At 70.5% G+C, this 23,287-nt stretch carries 20 protein-coding genes and 1 pseudogene; 7 read left to right on the plus strand and 14 right to left on the minus strand.

The annotated features are described in order from the left end of the window. Positions 1 to 10 precede the first annotated feature (10 nt). Positions 11 to 739, minus strand: coding sequence for a septum site-determining protein MinC (gene minC, locus FV242_RS00950; protein WP_147896683.1), 729 nt, complete (start codon positions 737 to 739; stop codon positions 11 to 13). Positions 740 to 1,113: 374 nt separating this feature from the next. Beyond that, entirely contained in the window at positions 1,114 to 1,767 is a 654-nt protein-coding gene (minC, locus tag FV242_RS00955) for a septum site-determining protein MinC (protein ID WP_246692559.1), read from the minus strand. Between the two features lie 209 nt (positions 1,768 to 1,976). Between minC (FV242_RS00955) and addA the strand changes: the two genes are divergently transcribed. Together addA and trxA are read left to right on the plus strand one after the other, a co-directional pair. Then, entirely contained in the window at positions 1,977 to 5,465 is a 3,489-nt protein-coding gene (gene addA / locus FV242_RS00960) for a double-strand break repair helicase AddA (RefSeq protein ID WP_147937605.1), read from the plus strand. Positions 5,466 to 5,932: 467 nt separating this feature from the next. Next, positions 5,933 to 6,256 carry a thioredoxin gene (gene trxA / locus FV242_RS00965; RefSeq protein WP_007561219.1) on the plus strand — a complete coding sequence of 108 codons (324 nt, stop codon included), beginning with the start codon at positions 5,933 to 5,935 and terminating at the stop codon, positions 6,254 to 6,256. A 119-nt stretch (positions 6,257 to 6,375) separates the two neighbouring features. Here trxA and FV242_RS00970 read toward each other — a convergent pair whose 3' ends face one another. The 4 genes from FV242_RS00970 to trpA form a co-directional block, all read right to left on the minus strand. Further along, positions 6,376 to 7,269: an outer membrane protein gene (locus FV242_RS00970; RefSeq protein ID WP_147937606.1), complete on the minus strand. Its 894-nt coding sequence runs from the start codon at positions 7,267 to 7,269 to the stop codon at positions 6,376 to 6,378. A 206-nt stretch (positions 7,270 to 7,475) separates the two neighbouring features. Next, on the minus strand, positions 7,476 to 8,801 hold the full coding sequence (locus tag FV242_RS00975) for a folylpolyglutamate synthase/dihydrofolate synthase family protein (RefSeq protein WP_147906786.1): 1,326 nt from the start codon (positions 8,799 to 8,801) through the stop codon (positions 7,476 to 7,478). A gap of 8 nt (positions 8,802 to 8,809) precedes the next feature. Next, on the minus strand, positions 8,810 to 9,709 hold the full coding sequence (gene accD / locus FV242_RS00980; RefSeq protein WP_147906785.1) for an acetyl-CoA carboxylase, carboxyltransferase subunit beta: 900 nt from the start codon (positions 9,707 to 9,709) through the stop codon (positions 8,810 to 8,812). Positions 9,710 to 9,791: 82 nt separating this feature from the next. Next, on the minus strand, positions 9,792 to 10,631 hold the full coding sequence (gene trpA, locus FV242_RS00985; protein ID WP_147937607.1) for a tryptophan synthase subunit alpha: 840 nt from the start codon (positions 10,629 to 10,631) through the stop codon (positions 9,792 to 9,794). 188 nt (positions 10,632 to 10,819) lie between these two features. Here trpA and FV242_RS00990 point away from each other — a divergent pair. From FV242_RS00990 to FV242_RS01000, 3 genes and pseudogenes are all read left to right on the plus strand, one after another. After that, positions 10,820 to 11,011, plus strand: a pseudogene (locus FV242_RS00990) (hypothetical protein); the annotation flags it as partial. A gap of 129 nt (positions 11,012 to 11,140) precedes the next feature. After that, the gene (locus FV242_RS00995; RefSeq protein ID WP_147906782.1) at positions 11,141 to 11,818 is read left to right on the plus strand and encodes an HAD family hydrolase; all 678 of its coding nucleotides are present in this window, start codon (positions 11,141 to 11,143) and stop codon (positions 11,816 to 11,818) included. Between the two features lie 278 nt (positions 11,819 to 12,096). After that, the gene (locus FV242_RS01000) at positions 12,097 to 14,748 is read left to right on the plus strand and encodes a glucosidase (RefSeq protein WP_147937608.1); all 2,652 of its coding nucleotides are present in this window, start codon (positions 12,097 to 12,099) and stop codon (positions 14,746 to 14,748) included. Positions 14,749 to 14,787: 39 nt separating this feature from the next. Here FV242_RS01000 and FV242_RS01005 read toward each other — a convergent pair whose 3' ends face one another. Next, on the minus strand, positions 14,788 to 15,195 hold the full coding sequence (locus FV242_RS01005) for a MucR family transcriptional regulator (RefSeq protein WP_147906780.1): 408 nt from the start codon (positions 15,193 to 15,195) through the stop codon (positions 14,788 to 14,790). Positions 15,196 to 15,499: 304 nt separating this feature from the next. On the opposite strand from FV242_RS01005, the gene FV242_RS01010 reads away from it, so the two are divergent. After that, positions 15,500 to 16,597, plus strand: coding sequence for an NAD(P)/FAD-dependent oxidoreductase (locus FV242_RS01010; protein WP_147937609.1), 1,098 nt, complete (start codon positions 15,500 to 15,502; stop codon positions 16,595 to 16,597). A 3-nt stretch (positions 16,598 to 16,600) separates the two neighbouring features. Here FV242_RS01010 and FV242_RS01015 read toward each other — a convergent pair whose 3' ends face one another. The 7 genes from FV242_RS01015 to FV242_RS01045 form a co-directional block, all read right to left on the minus strand. After that, positions 16,601 to 17,317 (minus strand): LrgB family protein, encoded by a 717-nt coding sequence (locus FV242_RS01015; protein ID WP_147906778.1) that lies wholly within the window; start codon positions 17,315 to 17,317, stop codon positions 16,601 to 16,603. Positions 17,318 to 17,320: 3 nt separating this feature from the next. Then, the gene (locus tag FV242_RS01020) at positions 17,321 to 17,722 is read right to left on the minus strand and encodes a CidA/LrgA family protein (protein ID WP_147906777.1); all 402 of its coding nucleotides are present in this window, start codon (positions 17,720 to 17,722) and stop codon (positions 17,321 to 17,323) included. Positions 17,723 to 17,738: 16 nt separating this feature from the next. Beyond that, complete coding sequence (locus tag FV242_RS01025) at positions 17,739 to 18,200, minus strand: TerB family tellurite resistance protein (RefSeq protein WP_147906776.1); 462 nt, start codon at positions 18,198 to 18,200, stop codon at positions 17,739 to 17,741. A 109-nt stretch (positions 18,201 to 18,309) separates the two neighbouring features. After that, the gene (locus FV242_RS01030) at positions 18,310 to 19,095 is read right to left on the minus strand and encodes a DJ-1/PfpI family protein (RefSeq protein ID WP_246692554.1); all 786 of its coding nucleotides are present in this window, start codon (positions 19,093 to 19,095) and stop codon (positions 18,310 to 18,312) included. Positions 19,096 to 19,111: 16 nt separating this feature from the next. Next, a complete protein-coding gene (tenA, locus tag FV242_RS01035) occupies positions 19,112 to 19,798 on the minus strand; it encodes a thiaminase II (RefSeq protein WP_246692555.1) in 687 nt (228 codons plus the stop codon). Between the two features lie 45 nt (positions 19,799 to 19,843). Continuing rightward, complete coding sequence (locus FV242_RS01040) at positions 19,844 to 20,518, minus strand: response regulator transcription factor (protein ID WP_007561188.1); 675 nt, start codon at positions 20,516 to 20,518, stop codon at positions 19,844 to 19,846. Then, the gene (locus tag FV242_RS01045) at positions 20,515 to 21,966 is read right to left on the minus strand and encodes an ATP-binding protein (protein ID WP_147937610.1); all 1,452 of its coding nucleotides are present in this window, start codon (positions 21,964 to 21,966) and stop codon (positions 20,515 to 20,517) included. The genes FV242_RS01040 and FV242_RS01045 overlap by 4 nt, the downstream gene beginning before the upstream one ends. A gap of 433 nt (positions 21,967 to 22,399) precedes the next feature. Here FV242_RS01045 and FV242_RS01050 point away from each other — a divergent pair, with 433 nt between their 5' ends. Continuing rightward, a complete protein-coding gene (locus FV242_RS01050; RefSeq protein ID WP_147937611.1) occupies positions 22,400 to 23,248 on the plus strand; it encodes a hypothetical protein in 849 nt (282 codons plus the stop codon). The last annotated feature ends 39 nt before the right edge of the window (positions 23,249 to 23,287 follow it).

Here is a 23,287-nt window from a genome sequence, read left to right on the forward strand (position 1 = left end):
CAGAACTGGATTAATCCAGGCTTGCCATTCGGATGTTGCCGCCATCGAGCCAGACCTGAGCGGCCTTGCCGCGCAGGGCCGTGCCCATGTCCTCCGCCGTCCGCACAAGGCGGTCGATCCCCAGCAACTCGGGCTCGAACTTGCGGCAGTAGATTCGTGCGCGCGGGTTGCGCGCGGCACCGGCGATCGCGCGACCGCGCAGAGCGCCGTAGACGTGGATCGACCCGCCGGCGAGGATCTCGGCCCCCGAGGAGACCGACCCCATCACGGTTACGTCGCCGGTCGGGTTGATCACGCTCTGACCGGAGCGGACCGAGCCTTCGACGGTGATCGAGGTGACCACCTGCGGCTCCGGCTCGGCGGGCGCCGCCGGCATCTCGACCGTGTCCGACGGACGCCCCTGCACCAGCAGCGGTGGGAATCCAGCAGCGACGGCGTCGATCCCCTCGATCCCCAGAACCGTGATGCCACGGGCCTTGAGTTCGTTCATTAACGTTTCGAGCGCGTCCGGCTCAGGCTTGAACTGGGCGCAATCCAGGATGACGGCCCGGCCTTTCAGCAGGGTTGGCGAGCGCTTCAGCGCCGCGTCGAGGCCCGCAAGCCACTCGGGAAGCGGCGGCTCGGGGGTGAGGGCGAGGCCCTTGAACGCCCGCCCGCGAAGGCTGAGCGGCCGGGGCGCAGGAGCCGCCGCGGGGGCGGTCTGCGGGTCGTCGATCGGCTCGGGGAGGGTTTCGCTCATGTCGGCCCGTTAAGAGTCCTTACCGGACCATTGACGGCTGGCATGGTTACCGAAGGGTTAAGTTTTGGATCCGGTCGGCAAATTCTGCCGGGATCCTGGTATCGGCGGATCTGTGCGGTCCTTGGACCCCGTCATCGGGGACAATCCGCACCTCAGCGTTTGCGTCCCGCCCGTCGGCACGCGAGCGCCTGAGGGGTCGGCTAGTTCGTTTTAAACATCGACAAGAAAACGTATTTCTCGCGGCGCTGTTTCAGGCCTCGCGTTTGCGATCGAACCGTCAAATCTTCGCATAGTCCGGCGTCAGACCATCCGGCGGGGAAATGGATTCCGACCGTTCGTCGGGCGGGCGCCCGGGAAGATGGTAAGTCGCTTCCTTACCCGCGCTCGAAAAGACTGAGCTTGATCGCGTCCTCCACGAGCCGCACCTCCACGGCCTGCCCCTGGAAGGTCGGGTCGAGGTCGTCGGCGGCGCGGTAGAGGCCGTCGATCGCCACCAGTTCCGGCTCGAATCGACGGCACCAGATCCGAGCGCCGGGATTGCCGGCGGCGCCCGCGACCGCGCGGCCGCGCAGGGCACCGTAGACGTGGATCGACCCGCCCGCGATTACCTCGGCCCCCGAGGCCACGGCGCCGAGCACAGTCACGTCGCCTTCGAGATGCAGCACGGTCTGGCCCGAGCGCACCGGCGCATCCAGGATCAGCGACCGGGCGATCTCCTTGGCGGCCGGCTCGGCGGGCGCATCCTCACCCGGGGTGGCGACCTCGCCGGCCGGGCGGCCGCCCGAGAGCGCCGGCGGCAGTTCGGGGGTGAGGATCACGGGCGGCGCGCCCTCGATGCCCAGGATCGCGATCCGGCGGACGGCGAGTTCGGCGAGCAGGCCGTCGAGATCCTCGCGGGTGAGTCGCAGACCGGCGAGGTCGAGGATCACCGGCCGGCCGGCGAAGAAGTTGGGCGCGCGGCGGTTCAGGGCGTCGAGGTCGCCGAGCCACTCGGCCACGGGCGGCACGGGGGCGAGCACGGTGGCCATGAAGGAGCGGCCGCGGAAGCGGATCGGCGGGCGCGCCGGCTCGGATGTCGGCTGGGTCACGGGCGTTTTCGGTGTCGCGTGGCGGGTGGCTGCATCCATGCGGCGCGGCTGCGCCGGGGGCAATCCCGCAACGCCCGGTGTGACGCCTTGCTCGGCCCGCGGCGGCGTTTCTGTTGTAGAGAGGTCCGCCAGCCGACCCGGACGAGACCTTGAGCAGCGTACCCGCGTCCAGACCCTTCGTCGTCGACGACCTGACCCAGGCCAACCAGCGCCGGGCGGCCGATCCCCGCGCCTCGGCCTGGGTGTCGGCCAATGCCGGTGCGGGCAAGACCAAGGTGCTCACCGACCGCGTCGTGCGGCTGCTCCTCGATGGGGCGCCCCCGGGCCGGATCCTGTGTCTGACCTTCACCAAGGCGGCGGCCGCCAACATGGCGATCCGGGTGTTCCGCCTGCTCGGCCGCTGGGTGACGCTCGACGATGCCGCGCTGGCGGCGGAGCTCGTGGCGCTGACCGGCGAGCGCGCCGACGCCGAGCGCCTGCGCATGGCGCGGCGGCTGTTCGCCCGGGCGGTGGAGACGCCGGGGGGCCTGAAGATCGAGACGTTGCACGCCCTGTGCGAACGGCTGCTGCACATGTTCCCGTTCGAGGCGAACGTTCCGGCGCGGTTCGTGGTGCTCGACGAGACCAAGGCCCGGGAAATCTTCGACATCGAGATGGCCAACGTGCTGGCCGATGCGGTGTCGAATGGCGACACGCCGCTCAGTGAGGCGCTGGCGCGGGTCACCCCGGAGGCGACGGGCGACACCCTGCGGGCGGCGATCCGCTCGGCGTTGCGTGCGCGAAGTCTGATCGGCGACCGCGCCCTTATGGACCGTTCCTTCGCAGACCTGCACGGGGCACTCGGGCTAGCCGACGAAGAGAACGCGGAGGCTGTCGAGGCCACGATCCTGGACGGCGGCCCGGGCTGCAGACCCGAGGACCGGCCGGCGCTGATCACGGGATTGCGCACCGGCAAGGCCAACGACGAGAAGCTCGCCGACGCCCTGGCGGGGGCCGAGGCCGAGCGGGCGCGATCCGAGGATCTGCCGGACCGGTCCGAGGCGCTCGATCTCTACCGTGGGGTGTTCTTCACCCAGAAGGACGAGCCCAAGGCCGACACCAGCCTCGGCACAAAGGGTGTCCCACCCGACGTGAAGGCGAGCCTGATCGCCGAGCGCGACCGGCTGGAACCGCTGTTCGATCGCTTGCGCGCCGCGCGGGCGCATGCCCGCACCCAGGCCCTGTTCCAGCTCGCCGCCGAGATCCACCGCCGGGTCGAGGCCCAGAAGGCCCGGCTCGGCGCGCTCGATTTCGACGACCTGATCCACAAGGCCCTGGACCTGCTGGCCCGGGTCGGGGCCGGCTGGGTGCTGTACAAGCTCGACCGCGGCATCGACCACGTGCTGGTCGACGAGGCGCAAGATACCAACCCGGAGCAGTGGGAGATCCTGCGGGCGATCACCCAGGAATTCGCCGCCGGCGAGGGCGCCCGGGCCGGGACCCGGACCCGGTTCGCGGTGGGCGACCCGAAACAGTCGATCTACGGCTTCCAGGGTGCCGAGCCACGGGAATTCGCGCTCACCAGGGCGGCCTGGATCCAGGAATCGCGGGCGGCCGGCCTGACGTTCGAGGACGTGCCGCTGACCCTGTCGTTCCGCTCGACCGGGATGGTGCTCCAGGCGGTCGATGCGGTATTCGCCCTCGACGCGCACAACGAGGGCCTGTCGTTCGAAGACGTGGCCCGTCGGACCGTTCATGCCAGCGCCCGGCCGGGCGCCCCCGGGGCCGTCGAGTTGTGGCCGATCGCCGAGCCAGAGCCCGCCCCGGAGCCGGATGCCTGGACGGCGCCCGTGGACGCGCCCGAGACCAGCGCCCCGGCGATCGTCACCGCACGGCGTGTCGCGCAGGCGGTGCGCACCTGGACGATGCAGGGCGACGCCACCGGCCGGGTCTGGCGGCCCGGCGACGTGCTGGTCCTGGTCCGCAAGCGCGGCCCGGCCTTCGAGGAGGTGATCCGGTCCCTGAAGGGCCTCGGCGTCCCTGTCGCCGGCCAGGATCGGCTGGAGGTCTCGGCCCATATCGCGGTGGCCGACCTCGTGGCCGCCGGACGGGCCGGCCTGCTGCCGGCCGACGATTTGACGCTCGCCACCGCGCTCAAGACGCCGCTGGTCGGCCTCACCGACGAGGATCTGGTCCGGCTCGCCGCACGCCGGGACCTGTCCGAGACCCTCGAGGATTCCCTGCACCGGCACGCCGAGGCTGGGGATGCCGCGGCGATCCGCGGGCTCGCCGCGCTCTCGGACTGGATCGCCCTGGCGGGTCTGCACGGCCCGTTCGGCTTCTACGCGCGGCTGCTCGGGCCGCAGGGCGGGCGGGCCAAGCTGGTCGCCCGGCTCGGGGGCGAGGCCGGTGACGCCATCGACGTCTTCCTGGCCGCCGCCGCCCAGGCCGAGACCGGCGAGGACGCGCCCTCGCTCGGCGGCTTCCTGGCCCGCTACGTGGGTGCCGAGGCCGGCCACACGGTCAAGCGCGATATGGAATCGGGCCGCGACGAGGTCCGGGTGATGACCGTGCACGGAGCCAAGGGCTTGGAGGCGCCAGTCGTCGTGGTGATCGACGGCTGCGAGCCGCTCGGGCGCAACGACCCGCCGCTGCTGCCGCTTCCGGCCGGCCGCGCGATGCTGCCGCCGGTCTGGTCCAGCGGGAAGACGCAGGATTGCGCCGCCACCGGCGAGGCCCGCGCGGCCCTGCTCGCCCGGGCGCGGCAGGAGCACAACCGCCTGCTCTACGTGGCGATGACCCGGGCCGCCGACCGGCTGATCGTAGCGCCGTTCCGGGGCCACGAGCGCGAGAGCGAGGCCGCCTGGTGCCGGATGGTCCGGGCCGGGCTGGAAGCCGCCCTCGGCACCGGGCAGGCCCTGGAGCTGCCCTACGGACCCGCAACGCTCTGGCAGGACGGCGTCGAGACGCAGCACCGTCCGCCGGAGACGCCGTCGCCGATCGCGATGACGAAGCCGGAGCCGGATTGGCTGCGCAGCCCCGTGCCGCCGGAACCAGAGATCCCGGTCCTCAACCCGTCCGGCGCCCTGCAGGCGGCCGACGGCACCCGGGTGCCCCCGCCGCGCCTCGCGGACGCCCAGGCGCGGCATCGGGGCATCCTGATCCATTCCCTGCTGCAGCACCTGCCCCGGGTCGAGCCCGGACGCCGTGAGGCGGCCGGCCTCGCCTTCGTGCGAGCCCGCGCCCCCGGCCTGCCGCGGCCTGCAACCTCGGGCATCGTCCGGTCGGTGATGCGGATCATCGACGATCCGGACCTCGCCCCCCTGTTCGCAGCCGACGCCCGAGCGGAGGTGAACCTGTCCGGCCGCGTCATGGCCGGCGGCGGCGAACGGGTGGTGCAGGGCCGCGTCGACCGCCTCTCCGTCGCGGCCGACACGATCCGGATCGCCGACTTCAAGACCGGCCGCCCACCGCCCGAGGATGCACCGCTACCGCCTACGGAAGCCGGACAGATCGCGCTCTACGCGCACCTGCTCGGCGAGATTTATCCGGACCGGACGATTCGGCCGATGCTGATCTGGACGTCGGGTCCGGTGATCCGGACGCTGAGCGCAGCCGATATCCGGTCGGCGCTGGACCAAGCCGGAATCGAGGGCTGACTTCCGCATGTCCGAGTCGGGACGGCTGCGCCCGGGACCGATGGCGCCCGATCGAATCAATCCGGTCTCCCGGCGCACGCCGTGATTGGAGCCGCAGCGCGGCAAGCCAGGGCGACGCGCGATCTCAGTCCGGTGTGGTTGACTGAGTCGCTTCTCCGGGATCGCGCATAGTCGTTTTCGGACATCCAGCGGCCGACGTTCGAAACGATGTTTTTGGGGGGACCGCGAAAAGCGTCCGCTCGGGAAAAAAACCGCACCGCGACGGTCTTTTCCGAAAGGGCGTTCTCTCAGCCCCCCGGTCCCGCATGCGCCAGCGCACATCGTGACGCGCCTCCCGTGCCGCCGCGCCGTGCGGCCTGCGCGGCTTCTTGACCGCGCGGCGGCCCGTCGCCAAGTCTGAGCGAACCGCGCGGGCCCCTGCCCGTCCGAGGCCGCCCGATCGGCGGCCGGTTCTGAAAGGTGACGTTATGGCGACGGTCAAAGTAACCGACGCGAGCTTCGAGCAGGACGTTCTCAAGTCCGCCGAGCCCGTCGTGGTCGATTTCTGGGCGGAATGGTGCGGCCCCTGCCGCCAGATCGGCCCGGCGCTCGAAGAGATCGCCACCGATCTCCAGGGCAAGGTGAAGATCGCCAAGGTCAACGTCGACGAGAACCCGCAGATCGCCGCCCAGTACGGCATCCGCTCGATCCCGACGCTGCTGCTGTTCAAGAACGGCGAGCGGGTCGACCAGAAGGTCGGCGCTGCCCCGAAGGGCGACCTCTCCCGCTGGATCGGCGCGCAGGTCGCGTAAGCGACTGACATTTTCGGGTGTCACGTCAAAAAGAAAGCCCGGCCGAGAGGCCGGGCTTTCTCCGTTTCGAGACCCGTTTTCAAGTCCCGGGCTTTGCGCCCGGGACCATGCGCTCGGTCTTAGTACGAGCCGAACTTGTAGTTCAGACCGGCGCGGACGACGGCGAAGTCGTTCGTGTTCCGGCTGGACGTGGCAACGGAGTAGACCGGCAGGACGCCAGCGCCGGTGACGGCAGCACCGACCAGCGGCAGGCCGGTGCGGTTGCGGTCGAGGCTCACGTACAGACCTTCGACCTTGAACGTCACGGCCGAGGACCGGAAGAAGTTCAGGAACGAATCGGTGGGGAGCGCGAACTCGGCGCCGCCGCCGACGGTGTAGCCGGTCTTGAAGTCGTCCCGACGGCCGGCGAAGTTCTGCAGGCCGACGCGGGCGCCGTCATCGGTGCCGGTGGCGTAGGCGAAGCCGCCGGTGGCGTACACGAGGGTCTTGTCGAAGGCGTAGCCGAGGCGGCCGCGCACGGTGCCGAAGAAGTCCAGCGTGTTCAGCGTGCCGTTGACCGGAACGAAGGACGGGTTGATGGCGCCGGCGTTCGTGGCGTAGCGCGGACGGCCACCGAAATCGAGGTACTGGGCGTCGGCCTCGAAGCCGATCACGATACCCGAGCCCGGGGTGAACTGATAGTTGTAGCCGATCTGACCACCGCCCGAGAAACCTTCGCGGTTGTTGCGGTTGTAGATCAGCGAGGAGCCGAGCGGCGCCAGGGCGCGGTACGGCACAAGGCCACCGGCGGTCTGGACGGCCGGGCTCCCGGCGGTCTGGACGAAGCCGCGGTTGCTGTCGCTGCTGCTGGCATCGAAGCCGTAGCCAGCGTTGATACCGAAGTAGAAGCCAGTCCAGGTGAACACCGGAACGGGGGTGAACACCGGCGGCGGAGCGCGGCGCGGCAGGTCGGCGGCGGTGGCCGCCGCGGTCAGCGCGGTGAACGCCGCCAGAGAGGTGAGAAGCGTCTTCATTACTGTGATCCCCAGCACAAGCCCGATCGACGCCAAAGCTAGGCGATTGGTCCTGACGAGGATGTAGCTAAGCTGCCACAGCAGGGTGAAAGCGTAGCCGTTGGAGGCAATTCGCGCCTCCGAATGCGGCGAATCGACGGCGCTTGCCGGGCCACTAACCGAAACGCCGAGAAAAGCCAGCGCTCAAGACAAAGGCGCGCGCCGAATCAGACGGGGGGCGTGTCGTTGGCGGCGAGCACAAGTCCGGCCAAGTACAGCGAGCCGCAGATCAGGATCCGCGGCGGCTGCTCGAAGGCGATGTCTTTCACCTGACCGAGGGCGGCCTCGACGCTCGGGGCGGTCCGGGTCGAGAGACCGACCGCCTCGCCGATGCGTGCCACCTCCTCGGCCGGCCGTGCCGCCAACGAGGTGGTGATCGGGACCGCGATGAGCGCCCGGGCCAGCCCGACGAAGTTGCGCAGGAAGCCGTCGGCGTCCTTGGTGCTCAGCAAGCCGACGATCAGTACCAGCGGCACGTCGCTGCGTTCGCCGAGATCGGCCATGGCGGCGGCGAGGATCCGGCCGCCGTCGATGTTGTGACCGCCGTCGAGCCACAGCTCCGCGCCGGGCTCGAGCTGTGCGGCGAGGCGCCCACGGCCGAGTCGCTGCAGCCGGCCGGGCCAATCGACCTCCGTGAGGCCCCGCTCCAGCGCGGCGTTGCCGATATCGCCGAATCCAGCGGCCCGCAGAGCCGTGATCGCAGTGGCGGCGTTCACCAGTTGGTGTCGCCCGGCGAGCCGCGGCCGGGGCAGGTCGAACAGGTCGGTCTCGTCCTGGTAGACCATGCGGCCGCGCTCGTCGTGCGCGGAGAAATCCTGGTTGCCGACCCGGATCGGGGTCGCGCCCACGGCTTCGGCGTGCCGGCAGAGCACGGCGTCCGCCTCGGCATAATCCTGCGCCGCGATCACCGCCGGGCAGCCGCGCTTGAAGATCCCGGCTTTCTCGGCCGCCACGGATTCGACCGTGTCGCCGAGATACTCGGCATGGTCGCGCCCGATCGGCGTGACGACCGCGCAGGCCGGCTGGGCGATGACGTTGGTGGCGTCGAGCCGGCCGCCCAGCCCGACCTCGAGCAGCAGCACGTCGGCCGGGCTCTCGGAGAACAGCAGCAAGGCCGCCGCCGTGGTGATCTCGAACATGGTGATCGGTTGGCCGTCGTTGGCGGCCTCGCAACGCGAGAACGCGTCGGCCAGCCGATCCTCGTCCACGAACTGGCCGCCGCCGATGCCGCCGAGCCGGATCCGCTCGTGGAACCGCACGAGGTGCGGCGAGGTGTAGACGTGGGCCGCCAGGCTCCCGGCCTCCAGGATCGCCCGCATGAACGCGATGGTCGAGCCCTTGCCGTTGGTCCCGGCGACGTGGATCACCGGCGGCAGGCGCCGCTCCGGGTGGTTCAGCCGGGCCAGCAAGCGCTCGATCCGCCCCAGCGACAGGTCGATGGTGCGCGGATGGAGCGCGAGGAATCGCGCCATGAGGGCATCGGAGGAGGCCATGGCGTGGCCTAAGCCGCCGCCTGGGCGGGGACGACCGGCGTCTCGGGCGTCGCGGCGTTGGTCAGCAGGCCGCAGATCCGTGCGATCGTCTCCTTGAGGGCGTGCCGGTGGACCACTTGGTCGACCATGCCGTGCTCGCGCAGGTACTCGGCCCGCTGGAAGCCGTCCGGCAGCTTTTCCCGGATGGTCTGCTCGATCACCCGGGGGCCGGCGAAGCAGATCAGCGCTCCCGGCTCGGCCAGGTGCACGTCGCCCAGCATGGCGTAAGAGGCGGTGACGCCGCCGGTGGTCGGGTTGGTCAGCACCACGATGTAGGGCAGGCGCGCGGCGTTCAGCCGGCGCACCGCCACGGTTGTCCGGGGCATCTGCATCAGCGACAGGATGCCCTCCTGCATGCGCGCCCCGCCGGAGGCCGAGAACAGCACGTAGGGGGTGCGCTTCTCCAGGGCGGTCTCGGCGCCGCGGACGAAGGCCTCGCCGGCCGCCATGCCCAGCGAGCCGGCCATGAAGCCGAATTCCTGTGCCGCCAGCGTCATGGGCAGGCCGCCGACCCGGCCGAAGCCGATCTTGAACGCGTCCTGCAGGCCGGTCTTTGCGCGAGCCTCCTTGAGGCGGTCGACGTAGCGCTTCTCGTCGCGGAACTTGAGCGGGTCGACGGCGACCTCGGGGAGCGCCACGTCGATCCAGGTGCCCTCGTCGAACATCATCTTGAGGCGCGCGGCGGCGCTCATCTTGAGGTGATGCTCGGAGCCGGGGATCACCCAGTGATTGGCCTCCACCTCCTTGTGGAACACCATCTGGCCGGTATCCGGGCACTTGACCCAGAGGTTCTCCGGCGTCTCGCGCTTGAACAGGGTCTTGATCCGGGGGCGCACGACCTCCGAGATCCAGTTCATCGGTTCGACCATCGACTCGCGTCCGTTCGCTTCAAGCTCGCGCTGATATCAGGTGCCGTGTTCGCCGCCGCCAGGGCGCGCGGTGATCCGGGGTTCAGGCCGCCCGGTCCGCGCCGCCCGCGCGCACGCCGGCCGCGAGTTCGCGGACCAGGGCCGCCACCGCGGGGACGGTGCCGGCTTGCGGCCGGCCCTCGGAATCCAGCCCGCGGACCAGGGTGTCCACCAGCGCCGAGCCGACCACGACGCCGTCGGCACCCTTGGCGATCGCCGTCGCGTGGGCGCCGGTCTTCACCCCGAACCCCACCACCACGGGCAGGTCGGTGTGGCGGCGAATGCGGGCGACCGCCTCCGAGACCTTGCCAAAATCCGGCGTCGCCGTGCCGGTGATCCCGGTGATCGACACGTAGTAGACGAAGCCCGCGGTGTTCGCGAGGACGGCCGGCAGGCGGCGCTCGTCGGTGGTCGGCGTGGCGAGCCGGATGAAGGCGAGCCCCTTGGCCAAAGCCGGCAGGCACAGCTCGGTATCCTCCTCCGGCGGCAGGTCGACCACGATCAGCCCGTCGACACCGGCCGCCACCGCGTCGTCGAGGAACCGCTCGACCCCGTAGGTGTGGATCGGGTTGAAGTAGCCCATCAGCACGATCGGCGTGCCGTCGTTCTCCGCCCGGAAGCGGCGCACGAGGTCGAGCGTGCCGGCGACACCCTGGCCGGCCTTGAGGGCGCGCAGGCCCGCGGCCTGGATCGCCGGGCCGTCGGCCATCGGGTCGGTGAACGGCAGGCCGAACTCCAGGATGTCGGCGCCGGCGCCGGGCAGCGCCTTCAGGACCTCCAGGGAGGTCTCCGGATCGGGATCGCCCGCCATCACGTAGGTGACGAGGACGGCCCGGTTCTCCGCGCGGGCCCGGGCGAAGGTGGCGTAGATGCGGCTCGGCATGGCTCTGATACGGTTTTCGCGCGTACGGACCGGATCCGGTCCAGGGTTGTATCCGCGCTACACCATCGGCGTCGGCCCGTGAAGCGCTCGCCCCTGCGGCCACGGCGTCTGCACCCGGCCGCCTTGTCGCGCCGATCCCGGACTCCATCTCCCGGCGTCCACACCACCTGGATGATGAGGAGCGTGACATGGCGAAGGCCGACAAGCACCACATGGGACCGGGCGGTCAGGGCAAGAGCTCGGGCACCGGCGGCATGACCGAGCTTCCGGACGGCGTGCTGGGCGAGAACGATGTCCTGAGCAACCGGGACAAGTCCCGCCACAGCGACGAGCGCGGGCTCGACAGCAAGGCGGTCCAGACCGACCAATACCAGGACCACGCGGCCAACCGTCAGGCGCCGGGCTCCGAGACCTCGGACACCTGACGCCGGCTGGCGATGACCGGACGGACGGCGGCCGTGCGTGCGGCGCGGTTGTCCGCCCGCCCGGGTCCGCGTAGCCCTCCGGGCATGACATCTCAAATCCTGCCCCGAATCCCGCCGACGCGCCGCTTCGCCGCCTTCCTGTTCGACATGGACGGCACGATCATCAGCTCGATCGCCTCCGCCGAGCGCGCCTGGACGCGTTGGGCGCAGGGCCACGGCCTCGACGTGGCGACCTTTCTGCCGACCATTCACGGGGTCCGCTCGGTGGACACGATCCGCCGGCTCGGCCTGCCCGGGGTCGACCCGGAGGCCGAGGCCGCGGCGATCACCCGGGCCGAGATCGACGATGTCGGCGACATCGTCGAGATCCCGGGGGCCCGGGCGTTCCTGCGCGCGCTGCCGCCGGAGCGCTGGGCGATCGTGACCTCGGCGCCGAGGGCGCTCGCCCTGCGCCGCCTGGACGCCGCCACCATGCCGGTCCCGACCCTGCTGATCGCCGCCGAAGATATCGCCCGGGGCAAGCCCGCGCCGGATTGTTTCCTGCTGGGTGCCGAGCGCCTGGGCGTGGCGGCCTCGGATTGCCTCGTCTTCGAGGACGCGCCAGCCGGCATCCAGGCCGGCGAGGCGGCGGGCGCCAGCGTCGTGGTGGTCACCGCGACCCACCACGCGCCAATCGAGACGACGCACGCGACGATTCCGGATTACCGGGCGCTGACGGTCGATGCCGGGCCGGACGGGTTGCGCATCCTGTCCGTCGGGTGAGGACGCTCGGTGCGGTCGAGCAGGGCAATCGCATACGGACATACAATCCGCCGATATTTCAGGTCTGACGTCGCCGCATGAAGCATCAACCCGTCATCCCGGGGCGCCGCTTTGCGGCCCCGGAACGACGGGATGGATTATCCTGTGTTCGCCAGAACGCCGCTTGCAGGTTGGATGAGCGTGACCGAAGAAGTCGCGCGCTGGAATTCATTTGTCCCCGTAGAACCGCGGCAATATCCGCGCACGAAGTCAGCCACCGAACCGGGAGCATCGTCCGTATGAGCGAGCCGAACCGCGTCCCGGATCTCTTCGACACCGCCGAGGGACAGCGCCTCGTACAGGCGCGGACCGATCCGGCCTGGCGGTGCTGGGGGCCGTATCTCAGCGACCGGCAATGGGGCACGGTCCGGGAGGATTACAGCGCCGACGGCGATGCCTGGGAGTCCCTGCCCCACGATCACGCCCGGTCCCGGGCCTACCGCTGGGGCGAGGACGGCATCGGGGGCTTCGGCGACCGGCATCTGAACTGGTGCCTCGCGCTGGCCCTTTGGAACGGACGCGATCCGATCCTGAAGGAGCGGCTGTTCGGCCTCACCAACGCCGAAGGCAACCACGGCGAGGACGTGAAGGAGCTGTACTACTACCTCGACGGCGTCCCGACCCACAGTTTCATGCGGATGCTGTACAAGTATCCGCAGGCCGAGTTCCCGTATCAACGCCTGGTTGAGGAAAACGGCCGCCGCGGCCTCGACGACCCGGAATTCGAGCTGCTCGACACCGGCCTGTTCGACGAGGGCCGCTACTTCGACGTCGAGATCGCCTATGCCAAGGCGGCCCCCGACGACCTGCTGATGCGGGTCAGCGTGACCAATCGCGGCCCGGAGGCTGCCGGCCTCACCCTCCTGCCGCAGCTCTGGGCACGGAACCTGTGGTCCTGGAAGGCCGGGACCGCCAAGCCGGAGCTGGAGGCGGGCTCGGACGGGTCGGTCTGGGCGCGTCATCCTGGCGTGCCGCCGATGCGCTTCTTCGCCGAGGACGCGGCCGCGCTGCTGTTCACCGAGAACGAGACCAACACCCATAGGCTGTTCGGCAGCGGCCCGGAGGCGGGTTTCTACAAGGACGGGATCGACCGGTGCGTCGTCCAGGGCGAGGCCGGGGCGGCCAACCACCTGTCCGGCACGAAATGCGCCGCGCGCTACGACCTGCATCTCGGCCCCGGCGAGACCCGCACGCTGCGGCTGCGCCTGCGACCCGAGACCGCCCCGGACGAGCCGTTCGCGGATTTCGACGCGGTGTTCGCCACCCGCGCGGCGGAAGCGGACGCGTTCTACGCCGCCCTGCAAGCATCGATCACCGACCCCGACATGCGGCTCGTCCAGCGGCAGGCGCTGGCCGGGATGCTCTGGTCCAAGCAGCTCTACCATTACGACGTGCGCGAGTGGCTCGCGGGCGACCCGGCCCAGCCGGCCCCCGCGCCCCAGCGCCGGCACGGCCGCAACGCCGACTGGGCGCATCTGCGCGCCAACGACATCATCTCGATGCCGGATGCGTGGGAATATCCCTGGTTCGCCTCCTGGGATCTCGCCCTCCAGGCGATCGTGTTCGCGCTGTTCGACCCAGACTTCGCCAAGAACCAGCTGCTGCTCCTGGTGGACGAGGCCTATGCCCATCCGAACGCGGCGTTGCCGGCCTACGAATGGGGCTTCGGCGATGCCAACCCGCCGATCCACGCGCTCGCCGCCTGGCGGGTGTTCGAGCTGGACCGGAAATTGACGGGCCTTCCGGACCACGTCTTCCTGAAACGGATCTTCAACAAGCTCACGCTGAACTTCACCTGGTGGGTGAATCGGAAGGATTCCGACGACCGCAACCTGTTCCAGGGTGGCTTCCTCGGCCTCGACAACATCGGCATCTTCGACCGCTCGAAGCCGGTCGGCAACGGCGCGACCCTCACTCAGTCGGACGCGACCGCCTGGATGGCGGCCTACGCGCTCAACCTGATGCGCATCGCCATCGAGCTGGCGCTCCGGGACCCGACCTACGAGGACATGGCGGAGAAGTTCTTCGAGCATTTCCTGCTCATCGCGGCGGCGACCGGCGACGGAGTCTGGGACGAGGCGGACGGGTTCTTCTACGACGTGATCGAGGCCCGGGACGGAAGCCGCCTGCCGATCCGGGTCCGCACCATGGTCGGGCTGATCCCGATCTTCGCCGTCACGACGATCAGCACGCGCGACCTGGAGAAGCTGCCCTCACTGAGGAACCGGATGCGGTTCTTCCTCGAGAACCGGCCGGACCTCGCGACCCTGGTCTCGCGCTGGAGCGTGCCGGGCGAGGGCCAAACCGTGCTGCTGTCCCTGCTGCGCGGCCACCGATTGAAGGCGCTGCTGCACCGCGCCCTCGACCCAGCCGAGTTCCTGTCCGCGCACGGCCTGCGGGCGGTCTCGCGCAGCTACGCGGACCAGCCGTTCTGCTTCCCCTGGAACGGCCGCGACATGGGGCTCGCCTACGAGCCCGCGGAGTCGCGCTCGCGCCTGTTCGGGGGCAACTCGAACTGGCGCGGACCGGTCTGGATGCCGGTGAATTATTTGCTGATCGCCGGCCTGGAGCAGTTCTACGCCTATTACGGGCCGGATTTCCGCGTAGAGGCACCGACCCATTCGGGACGGACCTACTCGCTCAAGGAGATCGCGGAGATGCTGTCGCGCCGCCTCATCGGTCTCTCGACCCGCGCGCCGGGCGGCGATCGGCCGGTCTACGGGGACAGCCGGATCGAACAGGACGACCCGCATTTCCGCGATCTCGTGCTGTTCTACGAGTATTACCACGGCGATACCGGCCGGGGCGTCGGCGCGGCGCACCAGACCGGCTGGTCCGGTCTCGTGGCCCTGCTGATCCAGGAGGTCTCCGCGGTGGAAGGCCGGCCATGACACGTACGGCCGGCCCCGACGTTCGGTGAGGGGCCGCTACTACTCGGCCGCCTGCTGCATCCGCAGCTTCTGACCGAGGCCGATCTCACGCGAGATCTTTGAACGCCGGGCGCTGTAGGCCGCGGAGACCAGCGGGTAATCCACCGGCAGGCCCCATTTCGCCTTGTAGGCCTCGGGGGTGAGGCCGCGCAGGGTCAGGTGCCGGCGCAGGGCCTTGTAGGACTTGCCGTCCTCGAAGCTCATGATGGTGTCGGGCCGGATCGAGGCCCGGATCTGCGCCTCGGTCGGCCGCTTGACCGGCTGCTCCATCGGAACGTCGAGGGCAGTGATCGAACGATGGACTTCGGACAGGAGGCTTGGGAGAGCGCCGGCCGGCACATTGTTCTTGGTCACGTAAGCGCTGAGGATCTTGGCAGCGAGTTCGACGCTCGGGGAGGTCGTCAGCATGGTCATCTCCTAAGGTTTCCTGTCCGAAGATGCGGCTTTGTCGGGCCGCTAGAGGTGCTGTACTGCCGGGTGCCCGAGATGGCCGCCGGGGACGAAATCCGGTCTGCCCTGGGGCAGCGCGTCATTGCATTATGCGCCCACTCACCGCGCTTACAACCACTGCGCGTGTCTATTGCGGCGCTGTTTCTACTTAGAATTGATAATTAGGGTCAACGCCGAATCAAGATGCGGGCCCTCATCCGCGCTTGGGTGCAGTATTGAGGACTCACCGGCTTGGTCGGGGCGACAGCCGAGAGGGTTGCGGATGCAGGTTCTTGTCGTTGGCGCCGGCGTCGTCGGACTTGCCGTGGGGCAGGCCTTCGCGATCCGCGGGCACTCCGTCATCCTGGCGGAAGCGGAGGATGCCTTCGGGACTGGAGTCTCGGCCCGTAGTTCCGAGGTGATCCATGGCGGCATGTATTATCCTGCCGGTTCCGCGCGCGCCCGCCACTGCGTCGACGGTGCCGAACGGTTGTACAACTTCTGCGCGAGTCACGGAGTGCCGCATCGCGCCTGCGGCAAGTTGATCGTCGCGGCCGACGCCGCGGAGGCCGAGGCGATCGCGGCGATCCGCAAGCAGGGCGAGGAGAACGGCGTCCCCGGTCTGGAGCTTCTCGACGCCGCAGCCGCGAGGCGGCTGGAGCCGGCGCTCGCCTGCACCCTGGCGCTGCATGCGCCCCGGACCGGCATCGTCGACAGCCACGCGCTGATGCTGGCACTGCTCGGCGTCATCGAGGATCACAGCGGCGTCCTCGCGCTGCGTACGCCGGTGGAGCGCCTGTCCCGGCGGGACGGCCAGTGGCACGCGGCGTTCGGGGGCAGCGAGCCGGGCGAGATGGCCTTCGACGCGGTCATCAATGCCGCAAGCTTCGGGGCTCCGGTGCTCGCTTCGGGCACGGAGGGCTACCCGGCCGACCGGGTGCCGGTGCTGCGCCTGGCGCGGGGCAATTACTTCGGGTGCACCGGCAAGCCGGCGTTCTCGCGACTGATCTATCCGGCGCCGCGGATCGACGGCGGGCTGGGCATCCACCTCACCCTCGATCTGGCCGGCCGCACCCGGTTCGGTCCCGACGTGGAATGGGTGGACACGGTCGACTATCGGGTGGATCCGCGGCGGGCGGACAGCTTCTATGGTGCGATCCGCCGTTACTGGCCGGGCCTGCCGGACGGGGTGCTGTACCCGGACTATGCCGGCCTGCGCCCGAAGCTCACCGGCCCCGGCGAGCCCGCGGCCGACTTCCGGATCGATGGGCCGGCCGAGCACGGGCTGCCCGGGATCGTACACCTGTTCGGGATCGAGAGCCCGGGCCTGACGTCGAGCCTGTCGCTCGCGGAGGCGGTCGTCGGGCAGCTCGACGGCTGACGCTCAGAACAGCAGGTGCAGCGCCAGGGGCGCGAGGATCGCGGTCAGGAACGCGTTGAGTCCCATGGCGATGCCCGCGAAAGTGCCGGCCGTCTCGCTCACCTGGAAGGCCCGGGCGGTGCCGATGCCGTGGGCGGCGAGTCCCGCCGCAAAGCCCCGGGCGCGCATGTCCCGGATCCGCAGGACGTTCATCAGCGGCGTCACCAGGATCGCACCGATGATGCCGGTGAGGATCACCAGGATCGCGGTCAGCGTCGGGTCGCCGCCCAGCGCTTCGGCGATGCCCATGGCCACCCCCGAGGTCACGGATTTCGGCGCCAGCGAGATCAGGATCGGTTGCGGGATGTCGAGCAGGCGCGCCAGCGCGATCACGACCGCGAGGGTCGTGGCGGCGCCGGCCACCAAGGCGGCCAGCATCGGCACGAGGGCGCGCAGGACCGTGGCACGGCGCTCGTAGAGCGGCATCGCCAGCACCACCGTGGCGGGTCCGAGCAGGAAGTGCACGAACTGGGCGCCCTCGAAGTAGGTCGGATAGGGCGTGCCGGTCACCGCCAGGACGCTGCCGACCAGCACCACCGTGATCAGCACGGGGTTGGCGATCGGGTGGCGCCCGGTGGCGGCGGCGAGCCGGTCGGCCAGGACGTAGGAGGTCAGCGTCACGGTCAGCCACAACAGCGGCGTGCCGGCGAGGTAGACCCAGAGCGAGAAATCGCCGGCCACCGCTCAGGCCTCGCCGTCCGGTCGCCGCCGCTCGACCCGGGACGCGACCGCGCGGAACACCAGCACGGTCACCAGCAGCGACAGGGCGGTCGAGATCACCAGCACGATCGCGAGCTTGAGCCCCTGGGCCCGCAGCAGGTCGAGCCGCCCGACCACGCCGACGCCGGCCGGAACGAACATCAGCGACAGGTTCATCAGGAGCCCCCGCGCCGTCGATTCGAGGGTGCCGTCGGTCAGCGGCTGCGGCAGGATCCGGGGCAGGCCGAGGCGGCTGTCGCGCAGCAGCAGGAAAGCGAACATCAGCCCCATGCCGATCACCGGACCCGGCACCGGCACCCCGGCGCCCCGGGCCAGGACCTCGCCGACGAGCTGGGCGAGGAGGATCAGCGCGAGGCTGGCGATCATCGGCCGGCCCGCGCGGTCAGACGGCGCCGACGCCCTGCTGCCCGGTCCGCCGGGCCGCGGTGACCGCCGCCTCGTCGAAGCCGAGCAACCGGCCGAGGCGCTCGACCAGCGCCTCCTCGAACTCGTCCACGATGCCGTCCGCGGCGGCCACCGACCACGCCATGGTCAGCAATTCCTGGCGCTCCGTGGTGTTGGCCTCGTGCGGGATCATCTCGACGAGGCTCGCCACGTCGCGCGTCTCGGCATCGATCGCCGCGGCGCGCTCGATCAGCGCCCGGGCCGCGTCCGGCCCGTCGGCGTAGCGGCCCTGCACGATCCGGGACAGGCGGTCGCTCTCGGCGGGCGCCAGGATCCCGTCGACCCGGGCCACATGTACGAGCAGCGCGGTCGCGGCCAGATGCGTGTCGTCCACCGGCTCGGAGGCGCCGACCCCGAGAGCCTCGGTCGCGTAGGCGCGCAGGCGTGCGATCAGGGACATGGCGGCTCCGGCGGTTCCTGACGGCACAGTTCGGTTCGCAGGGCGCCCCGTCAAGGACGCCGCACAACGTCGGCGCGAAGCGTGGCGCGGCTGCATCGCTTTCGGGCGTTCAGTCCCCCCGGGCCGCCCGGATCGACCCCGCCACCAACGGGGCGAGGATCGCATCCGCCGCCCGGACGATCGCCGGCCCGGCCTCAGCAGGCGTCCCGGCCCGGAACGGCGGCTCCGGGGCATATTCGGCGACCAGCTGGGCAGTGCGGGCATAGGCGGGGCCGCGCAGGCGGGCGGCGAGTGCCAGCCCGAGATCGAGCCCGGCCGAGACGCCGGACGCGGTGACCCGGTTGCGGTCGAACACCACCCGCTCGGCCACCGGCACGGCGCGGAGCAGCGGCAGCACCGCGTCGCGTACGCACCAGTGCGAGGTGGCGCGGTAGCCCCTGAGCAGGCCGGCCGCCCCGAGGATCAGCGAGCCGGTACAGACGCTCGTCACCCAGGCCGTGCCGGGGGCGCGTGCCCGCAGGAAGCCCAGCAGGGCCGCGTCGCACATCTGCCCGGGGGTGCCGTCACCGCCCGGGACCAGCAGGACGTCGAGATCGGGCGGGCAGGTCTCGAACGTGTGGGTCGCGACCAGGCTCAAGCCCGTGTCGCTGGCGACCGGCCCCGCGGATTGCGCCACGCAGTGCAGGCTGTTGGGGGCGAGGCCGGCGAGCAGCGCCTGGGGGCCGACCACGTCGAGGGCGGTCATGCCCGGGTAAAGGATCATGGCGATCCGGACCGGGCGATCCTGGGCCATCGGACCCGGCGCGTCGGCGGCTCCGGTCCGGACGGGCCCGAACGCGGCCGCGGCGGCCGTCGCCGCCAGGATCGCCCGGCGACTGAGGTCCGGTGGCGTCACGCCCGGCCCGGGATCGTCACAATGGCCACGCCGCATCCCGATAGGCGCTGTCCCAGAATAGCCACTCGAGCCGGGTGGCCTGCGTGAAGGCCTCGTGCATCCGCACGCGCACCACCGGCGACGCCTGCTCGGCGGCCCGGTCGGTGGCGGCGATCATCCCGGCCACGGAAGCGGCGAACTCGTCGCCCGCGTAGGTGTCGATCCAGGACTGGTACGGGTTGTCGGCGGCGGCGCGGGCGAGGATGTCGTCGCCCACCGCCTTGTAGATCCAGAAGCACGGCAGCAGGGCCGCGCAGAGGACCTCGAACGGCTCGGCATAGGCCGCGGCGAGCAGGTACGAGACGTAGTGGTGGCAGGCCGGCGTCAGCGCGGTCGCCGCGAAGGTCTCAGGGCCGATCGCGTAATCCCGGAAGAAACCGCCGTGGAGCGCGCGCTCCACTACGATGGCGTCCTGCGCGGCGCGCGAGAATTGCACGATCCCGTCCGGGTCCGGCGCCTTCGCGGCGGCGAGGCTCAGCGCACGGCCGAAGCCGATCAGGTAATGCGCGTCCTGCACGATGTAGTGGCGGAAGCGATCCTGCCGCAGCGTGCCGGCGGCGAGCTCGGCGTTGAACGGCATCGAACGGATCGTCTCGTAGGCCGCCGCGTTGCGCGCCCACGCGTCGCGGGAGAACGCGTTCGGGCCGGTGTCACCGTCGGTCAAAAGGCAGCTCCTGCAGGCAACTCCTGCCCGGTTTCTGTTTGGGCGTCAGCCCTGCCGCTGGGCGTGCGTGACGGCCACGTGGATCAGCTCGGCCAGCGTCCGGACGCCGAGCTTCTGGCGCATCTGCGAGCAGGCGTTGGTGACGGTCTTATAGCTCACCGACAGGTCGGCCGCGATGGCGCCGTAAGACCGGCCCTGCGCCAGCCGCGCCAGGATCTGCTGCTCGCGGGGCGTGAGCTGGGATTCCGGCGTCCGGCGCGCGTCGGCCCTCAGCATGGCGACCTCGGTGGCGAGCCGGCGGTCGAGGTAGACCTCGCCGACCCTGACCTTGCCGAACGCCTCGAACAGCTCCGCCGAAGCGTGGTCCTTCAGCACGTAGCCCAACGCGCCGGCCTCGAGCGCCCGCGCCACGATCACCGGATCGTTGTGCATGCTGAACACCAGGATGCGCGTCTCCGGGGCGACCGCGCGGATACGGCGGATCAGGCCGAGCCCGGCCATGCCGCTGCCCTGGAAGGTCAGGTCGCAGATCACCACCGGCGGCCGCAGCCGGTGGAAGATCCGGTAGCCGCCGACCACCGTGGTCGCCTCCGCGATGGTCTCGACCCCGGAATCCTCGAGGACCCGGCGACAGCCCTGCAGGACGATCGGATGATCGTCGATCACGAGGACCGGTAGGCGTGTGGCGGCGGCGTCGATCTGGGAGGCGATGGCGTTCATGCGCTCGGCGCGTTGTTGTTCTCGTCGACCCGCTCCGGCGGAACGGGGATCGTGATCTTGACGATTGCTCCGGGGCCGGCATTGTCAAGGGCGAAGGTACCATCCAACGCCTCGACTCGCTCGCGCATCCCCGACAGACCGAGCCCGGTGCGGTGTTCGAGCGGGATTCCCGTCCCGTCGTCGCGGATCGTGACGCGCAATTGGCTGTTCGCTTCCACGGCCTCGGCCTCGACCCGGGTGGCGGCGCCGTGCCGCACGGCATTGGTCGCACTCTCCTGCACGCAGCGGAACACCGTGAGGTCCACGAGGTCGCCATAGCCGCGGGCCAGGCTGTCGAACCGGCCGACGAAGACGGTGGCGGGATGGCGCTGACCGAAGCCGCGCAGCATCAGGTCGAGGCAGGTGGCGAGCGGCGCCTGCCCGAGCCCGTGCGGGCGCAGGCGGTTCAGCAATTCCCGGTTGACGGTCTGGACCTGCCCGACGATGGCGCTGATCTCGGCCGCCCGGGTGGCGAGCTTTTCACGATTGGGCTCGGCCGCGCCCGAGGCGATCCGGGCGATCGACGCGGCGTTGGCCTCAAGGGCGAACAGGCAAGGGCCGAACTCGTCGTGCAGTTCGAGCGCGGTGCGGCGGCGCTCGTCGTCCTGCGCGGTGAGCAATTGCCGGTTGAGGCGGCCGTTGGCGGCGCGGACCTCGCTCAGCGCGGCGGCGACCTTGTTGAACCGCTCGGCGATCACCGCCAGCTCCCGGGCGCCGGGGGGCTCCAAGCGCGCGGTGTAATCGTGGTGCTCCAGCTTCGTCAGGCCGGCACCCAGCCGCTGCAGCGGCGCCAGGATGCGCCCGAGGGCCAGGTAGAGCGCGATCAGCATCGCGGCATTGATGGCCAAGGTGGTCATCGAGAGCGCCCGAGCATAACCCCAGATCTCGTCGATCTCGTCCATCGGCTGGGTGGTGATCTGCGCGGTTCCGAGGGTCTGTCCATTCGCCACGATCGGCAGGGTGTGGCGCTCGATCGGCGGCATGATCAGGTCGGCGAACCAATGGGGCGCCTCGCGCTCGGACCGGTGCGGCGGCATCGGTTTGCCGACCTGGTCGCCGTCCGCTTCCAGGACCGCGACCCGGACGTGGCGCAGGACCTTGAAGCGGAGGTCCAGGGTCTGCAGCAGCGTGTCCGGAGAGGCGGTGTCGGACAGGCGGATCGTGTCGGCGACCAGGGACTCGACCGTGGCCAGCGAGGCGCGGGTCTCGACCCGCACCGCGTTGCGCGCGTTGAGCACGATCACCCCGCAGGAGATCAGGGCAGCCAGCGCGTCGATGAACAGAACGACCGCGACCAGCCGGGCCCGGGTCGACCAGTCGGTCCAGGAACAGAAGCCGGCACGACGCCTGTCGGGCGGTGCCGCCGAGATGGGAGGCTGGGTCGGTGTCGTATCCACGGCGAGACGCATAGCGCATCGTCCCGATGACCGGAACCGGTACGATGCGCTAGCTTTTTGATTCGCATCGTCTTTTCCCCTGACGTCAGCGGCCGCCTTCGGGAACCGCGCTCGCGCTGACCCGGCGGCGAAGCCTCTGCCGCCCGGACCCGCGAGTCGCATCGGACGATGACGGACCGGCCCCGCGGATGGGTGGCGCATCGCCGCCGTCGAAGCCGAACCGGGGCAATGGAAGCGACTACGGATTCTTAAGCGGCTTCAGCTTATCTTGTGGATAGCCGAGCCTCGATTGGCCGGGCACCCAATACGGCGCGACATCTTTGCGCCGTATTGCGGTTTCTCTATCGACGGCAGAGTCGACCCATCTCCAAATTGATGGAGAACGGCGGCCGGTCGTGGGGGGCCCGGTCGCGCGCGTCGTGCACCGTGTCAGAGACCCCGGACCATGATGGACCTCGCCCTGGACCCGTCCGACACCCGGCCGCATCGCTCGCCGGCGCTCCGTCCCGGACGCAAGCCCAGCCTGCGACTGGTCCTAGCCGGGCTGGTCGGCGTGAGCGCGCTGGCGGGCTTCGGGGTCGCCGCCTCGACCCTGATGGCAGGGCTCGCAGCCCCGACACCCGTTAAGCTGGGACCGCCGAGCCGGGCTGCGGACTGGCCCGAATTGAAGGACGGTCTTCCGGCCGTGGCCGGAATGACTTCCACCGCTCCCAACGCCCCGAAGCCGGCTGAGCCCGAGAAGCCGGCTCTGCGCATGGCCGTCCTGCCGGAGGCCTTGGCGCCCGCGCCGGTCGTCGCGAGCCCGCCCATGTCCGTGCCGGCCAGAAGCACACCGAGCGCCCCACCGCCCGTGAAAAGCGCCGCCGCGCCTGAGGCGCCGACCAAGCGGATCCCGACGCCGACGCCGGTCGCACCGATCGCCGCCGCCCGGCAGGTCGTGCCTCTGCCGCCGACCCGCACCGCCGCGCTGCAGCAGCCGCGGCCGTCCGAGACCGTCCGGGCCCGCGATGCGGTCGTACCCGCCGCGACGCCCGCGCCGAAGCCGGTTGCGGCGACGCCAATTCCGGCCTCACCCGAGAAGCCTGCCCGCAAGGCGGTGGCCGTGAGCAAGCCGCCCGTGGCGAAGAAGACCGCCGATGCGATCAAGCCCGGCGCCGCGACCGTCGCGCAGGCCGAGCCGGCCGACGAGGAGACCGAGGTGCTCGGCATCAAGCTTCCGTCCCTGGCGCCTGCCGGCCGGAAGCTGAAGGAGAGCGTCGACGCACTCGGCGATGCGATGAAGAAGGTGTTCTAGCGCCTCAAGCCCGGTACCGAACCGGATCGATACGCCCGC

Origin of the sequence: Methylobacterium sp. WL64 (assembly GCF_008039945.1) — a bacterium.
Classification (GTDB): Bacteria; Pseudomonadota; Alphaproteobacteria; order Rhizobiales; family Beijerinckiaceae; genus Methylobacterium.

What these genes read in the sequence shown, in the direction of transcription:
- FV242_RS00995 (WP_147906782.1), top strand. Translation starts at nt 11,141, where the DNA reads ATGACATCTCAAATCCTGCCCCGAATCCCGCCGACGCGCCGCTTCGCC.
- FV242_RS01005 (WP_147906780.1), bottom strand. Translation starts at nt 15,195, where the DNA reads ATGCTGACGACCTCCCCGAGCGTCGAACTCGCTGCCAAGATCCTCAGC.
- minC (WP_246692559.1), bottom strand. Translation starts at nt 1,767, where the DNA reads ATGGCCACCGTGCTCGCCCCCGTGCCGCCCGTGGCCGAGTGGCTCGGC.
- accD (WP_147906785.1), bottom strand. Translation starts at nt 9,709, where the DNA reads ATGGTCGAACCGATGAACTGGATCTCGGAGGTCGTGCGCCCCCGGATC.
- trxA (WP_007561219.1), top strand. Translation starts at nt 5,933, where the DNA reads ATGGCGACGGTCAAAGTAACCGACGCGAGCTTCGAGCAGGACGTTCTC.
- FV242_RS01000 (WP_147937608.1), top strand. Translation starts at nt 12,097, where the DNA reads ATGAGCGAGCCGAACCGCGTCCCGGATCTCTTCGACACCGCCGAGGGA.
- FV242_RS00970 (WP_147937606.1), bottom strand. Translation starts at nt 7,269, where the DNA reads ATGAAGACGCTTCTCACCTCTCTGGCGGCGTTCACCGCGCTGACCGCG.
- FV242_RS01050 (WP_147937611.1), top strand. Translation starts at nt 22,400, where the DNA reads ATGATGGACCTCGCCCTGGACCCGTCCGACACCCGGCCGCATCGCTCG.
- FV242_RS01025 (WP_147906776.1), bottom strand. Translation starts at nt 18,200, where the DNA reads ATGTCCCTGATCGCACGCCTGCGCGCCTACGCGACCGAGGCTCTCGGG.
- trpA (WP_147937607.1), bottom strand. Translation starts at nt 10,631, where the DNA reads ATGCCGAGCCGCATCTACGCCACCTTCGCCCGGGCCCGCGCGGAGAAC.
- minC (WP_147896683.1), bottom strand. Translation starts at nt 739, where the DNA reads ATGAGCGAAACCCTCCCCGAGCCGATCGACGACCCGCAGACCGCCCCC.
- FV242_RS01040 (WP_007561188.1), bottom strand. Translation starts at nt 20,518, where the DNA reads ATGAACGCCATCGCCTCCCAGATCGACGCCGCCGCCACACGCCTACCG.
- FV242_RS01010 (WP_147937609.1), top strand. Translation starts at nt 15,500, where the DNA reads ATGCAGGTTCTTGTCGTTGGCGCCGGCGTCGTCGGACTTGCCGTGGGG.
- FV242_RS01045 (WP_147937610.1), bottom strand. Translation starts at nt 21,966, where the DNA reads ATGCGTCTCGCCGTGGATACGACACCGACCCAGCCTCCCATCTCGGCG.
- FV242_RS00975 (WP_147906786.1), bottom strand. Translation starts at nt 8,801, where the DNA reads ATGGCCTCCTCCGATGCCCTCATGGCGCGATTCCTCGCGCTCCATCCG.
- FV242_RS01020 (WP_147906777.1), bottom strand. Translation starts at nt 17,722, where the DNA reads ATGATCGCCAGCCTCGCGCTGATCCTCCTCGCCCAGCTCGTCGGCGAG.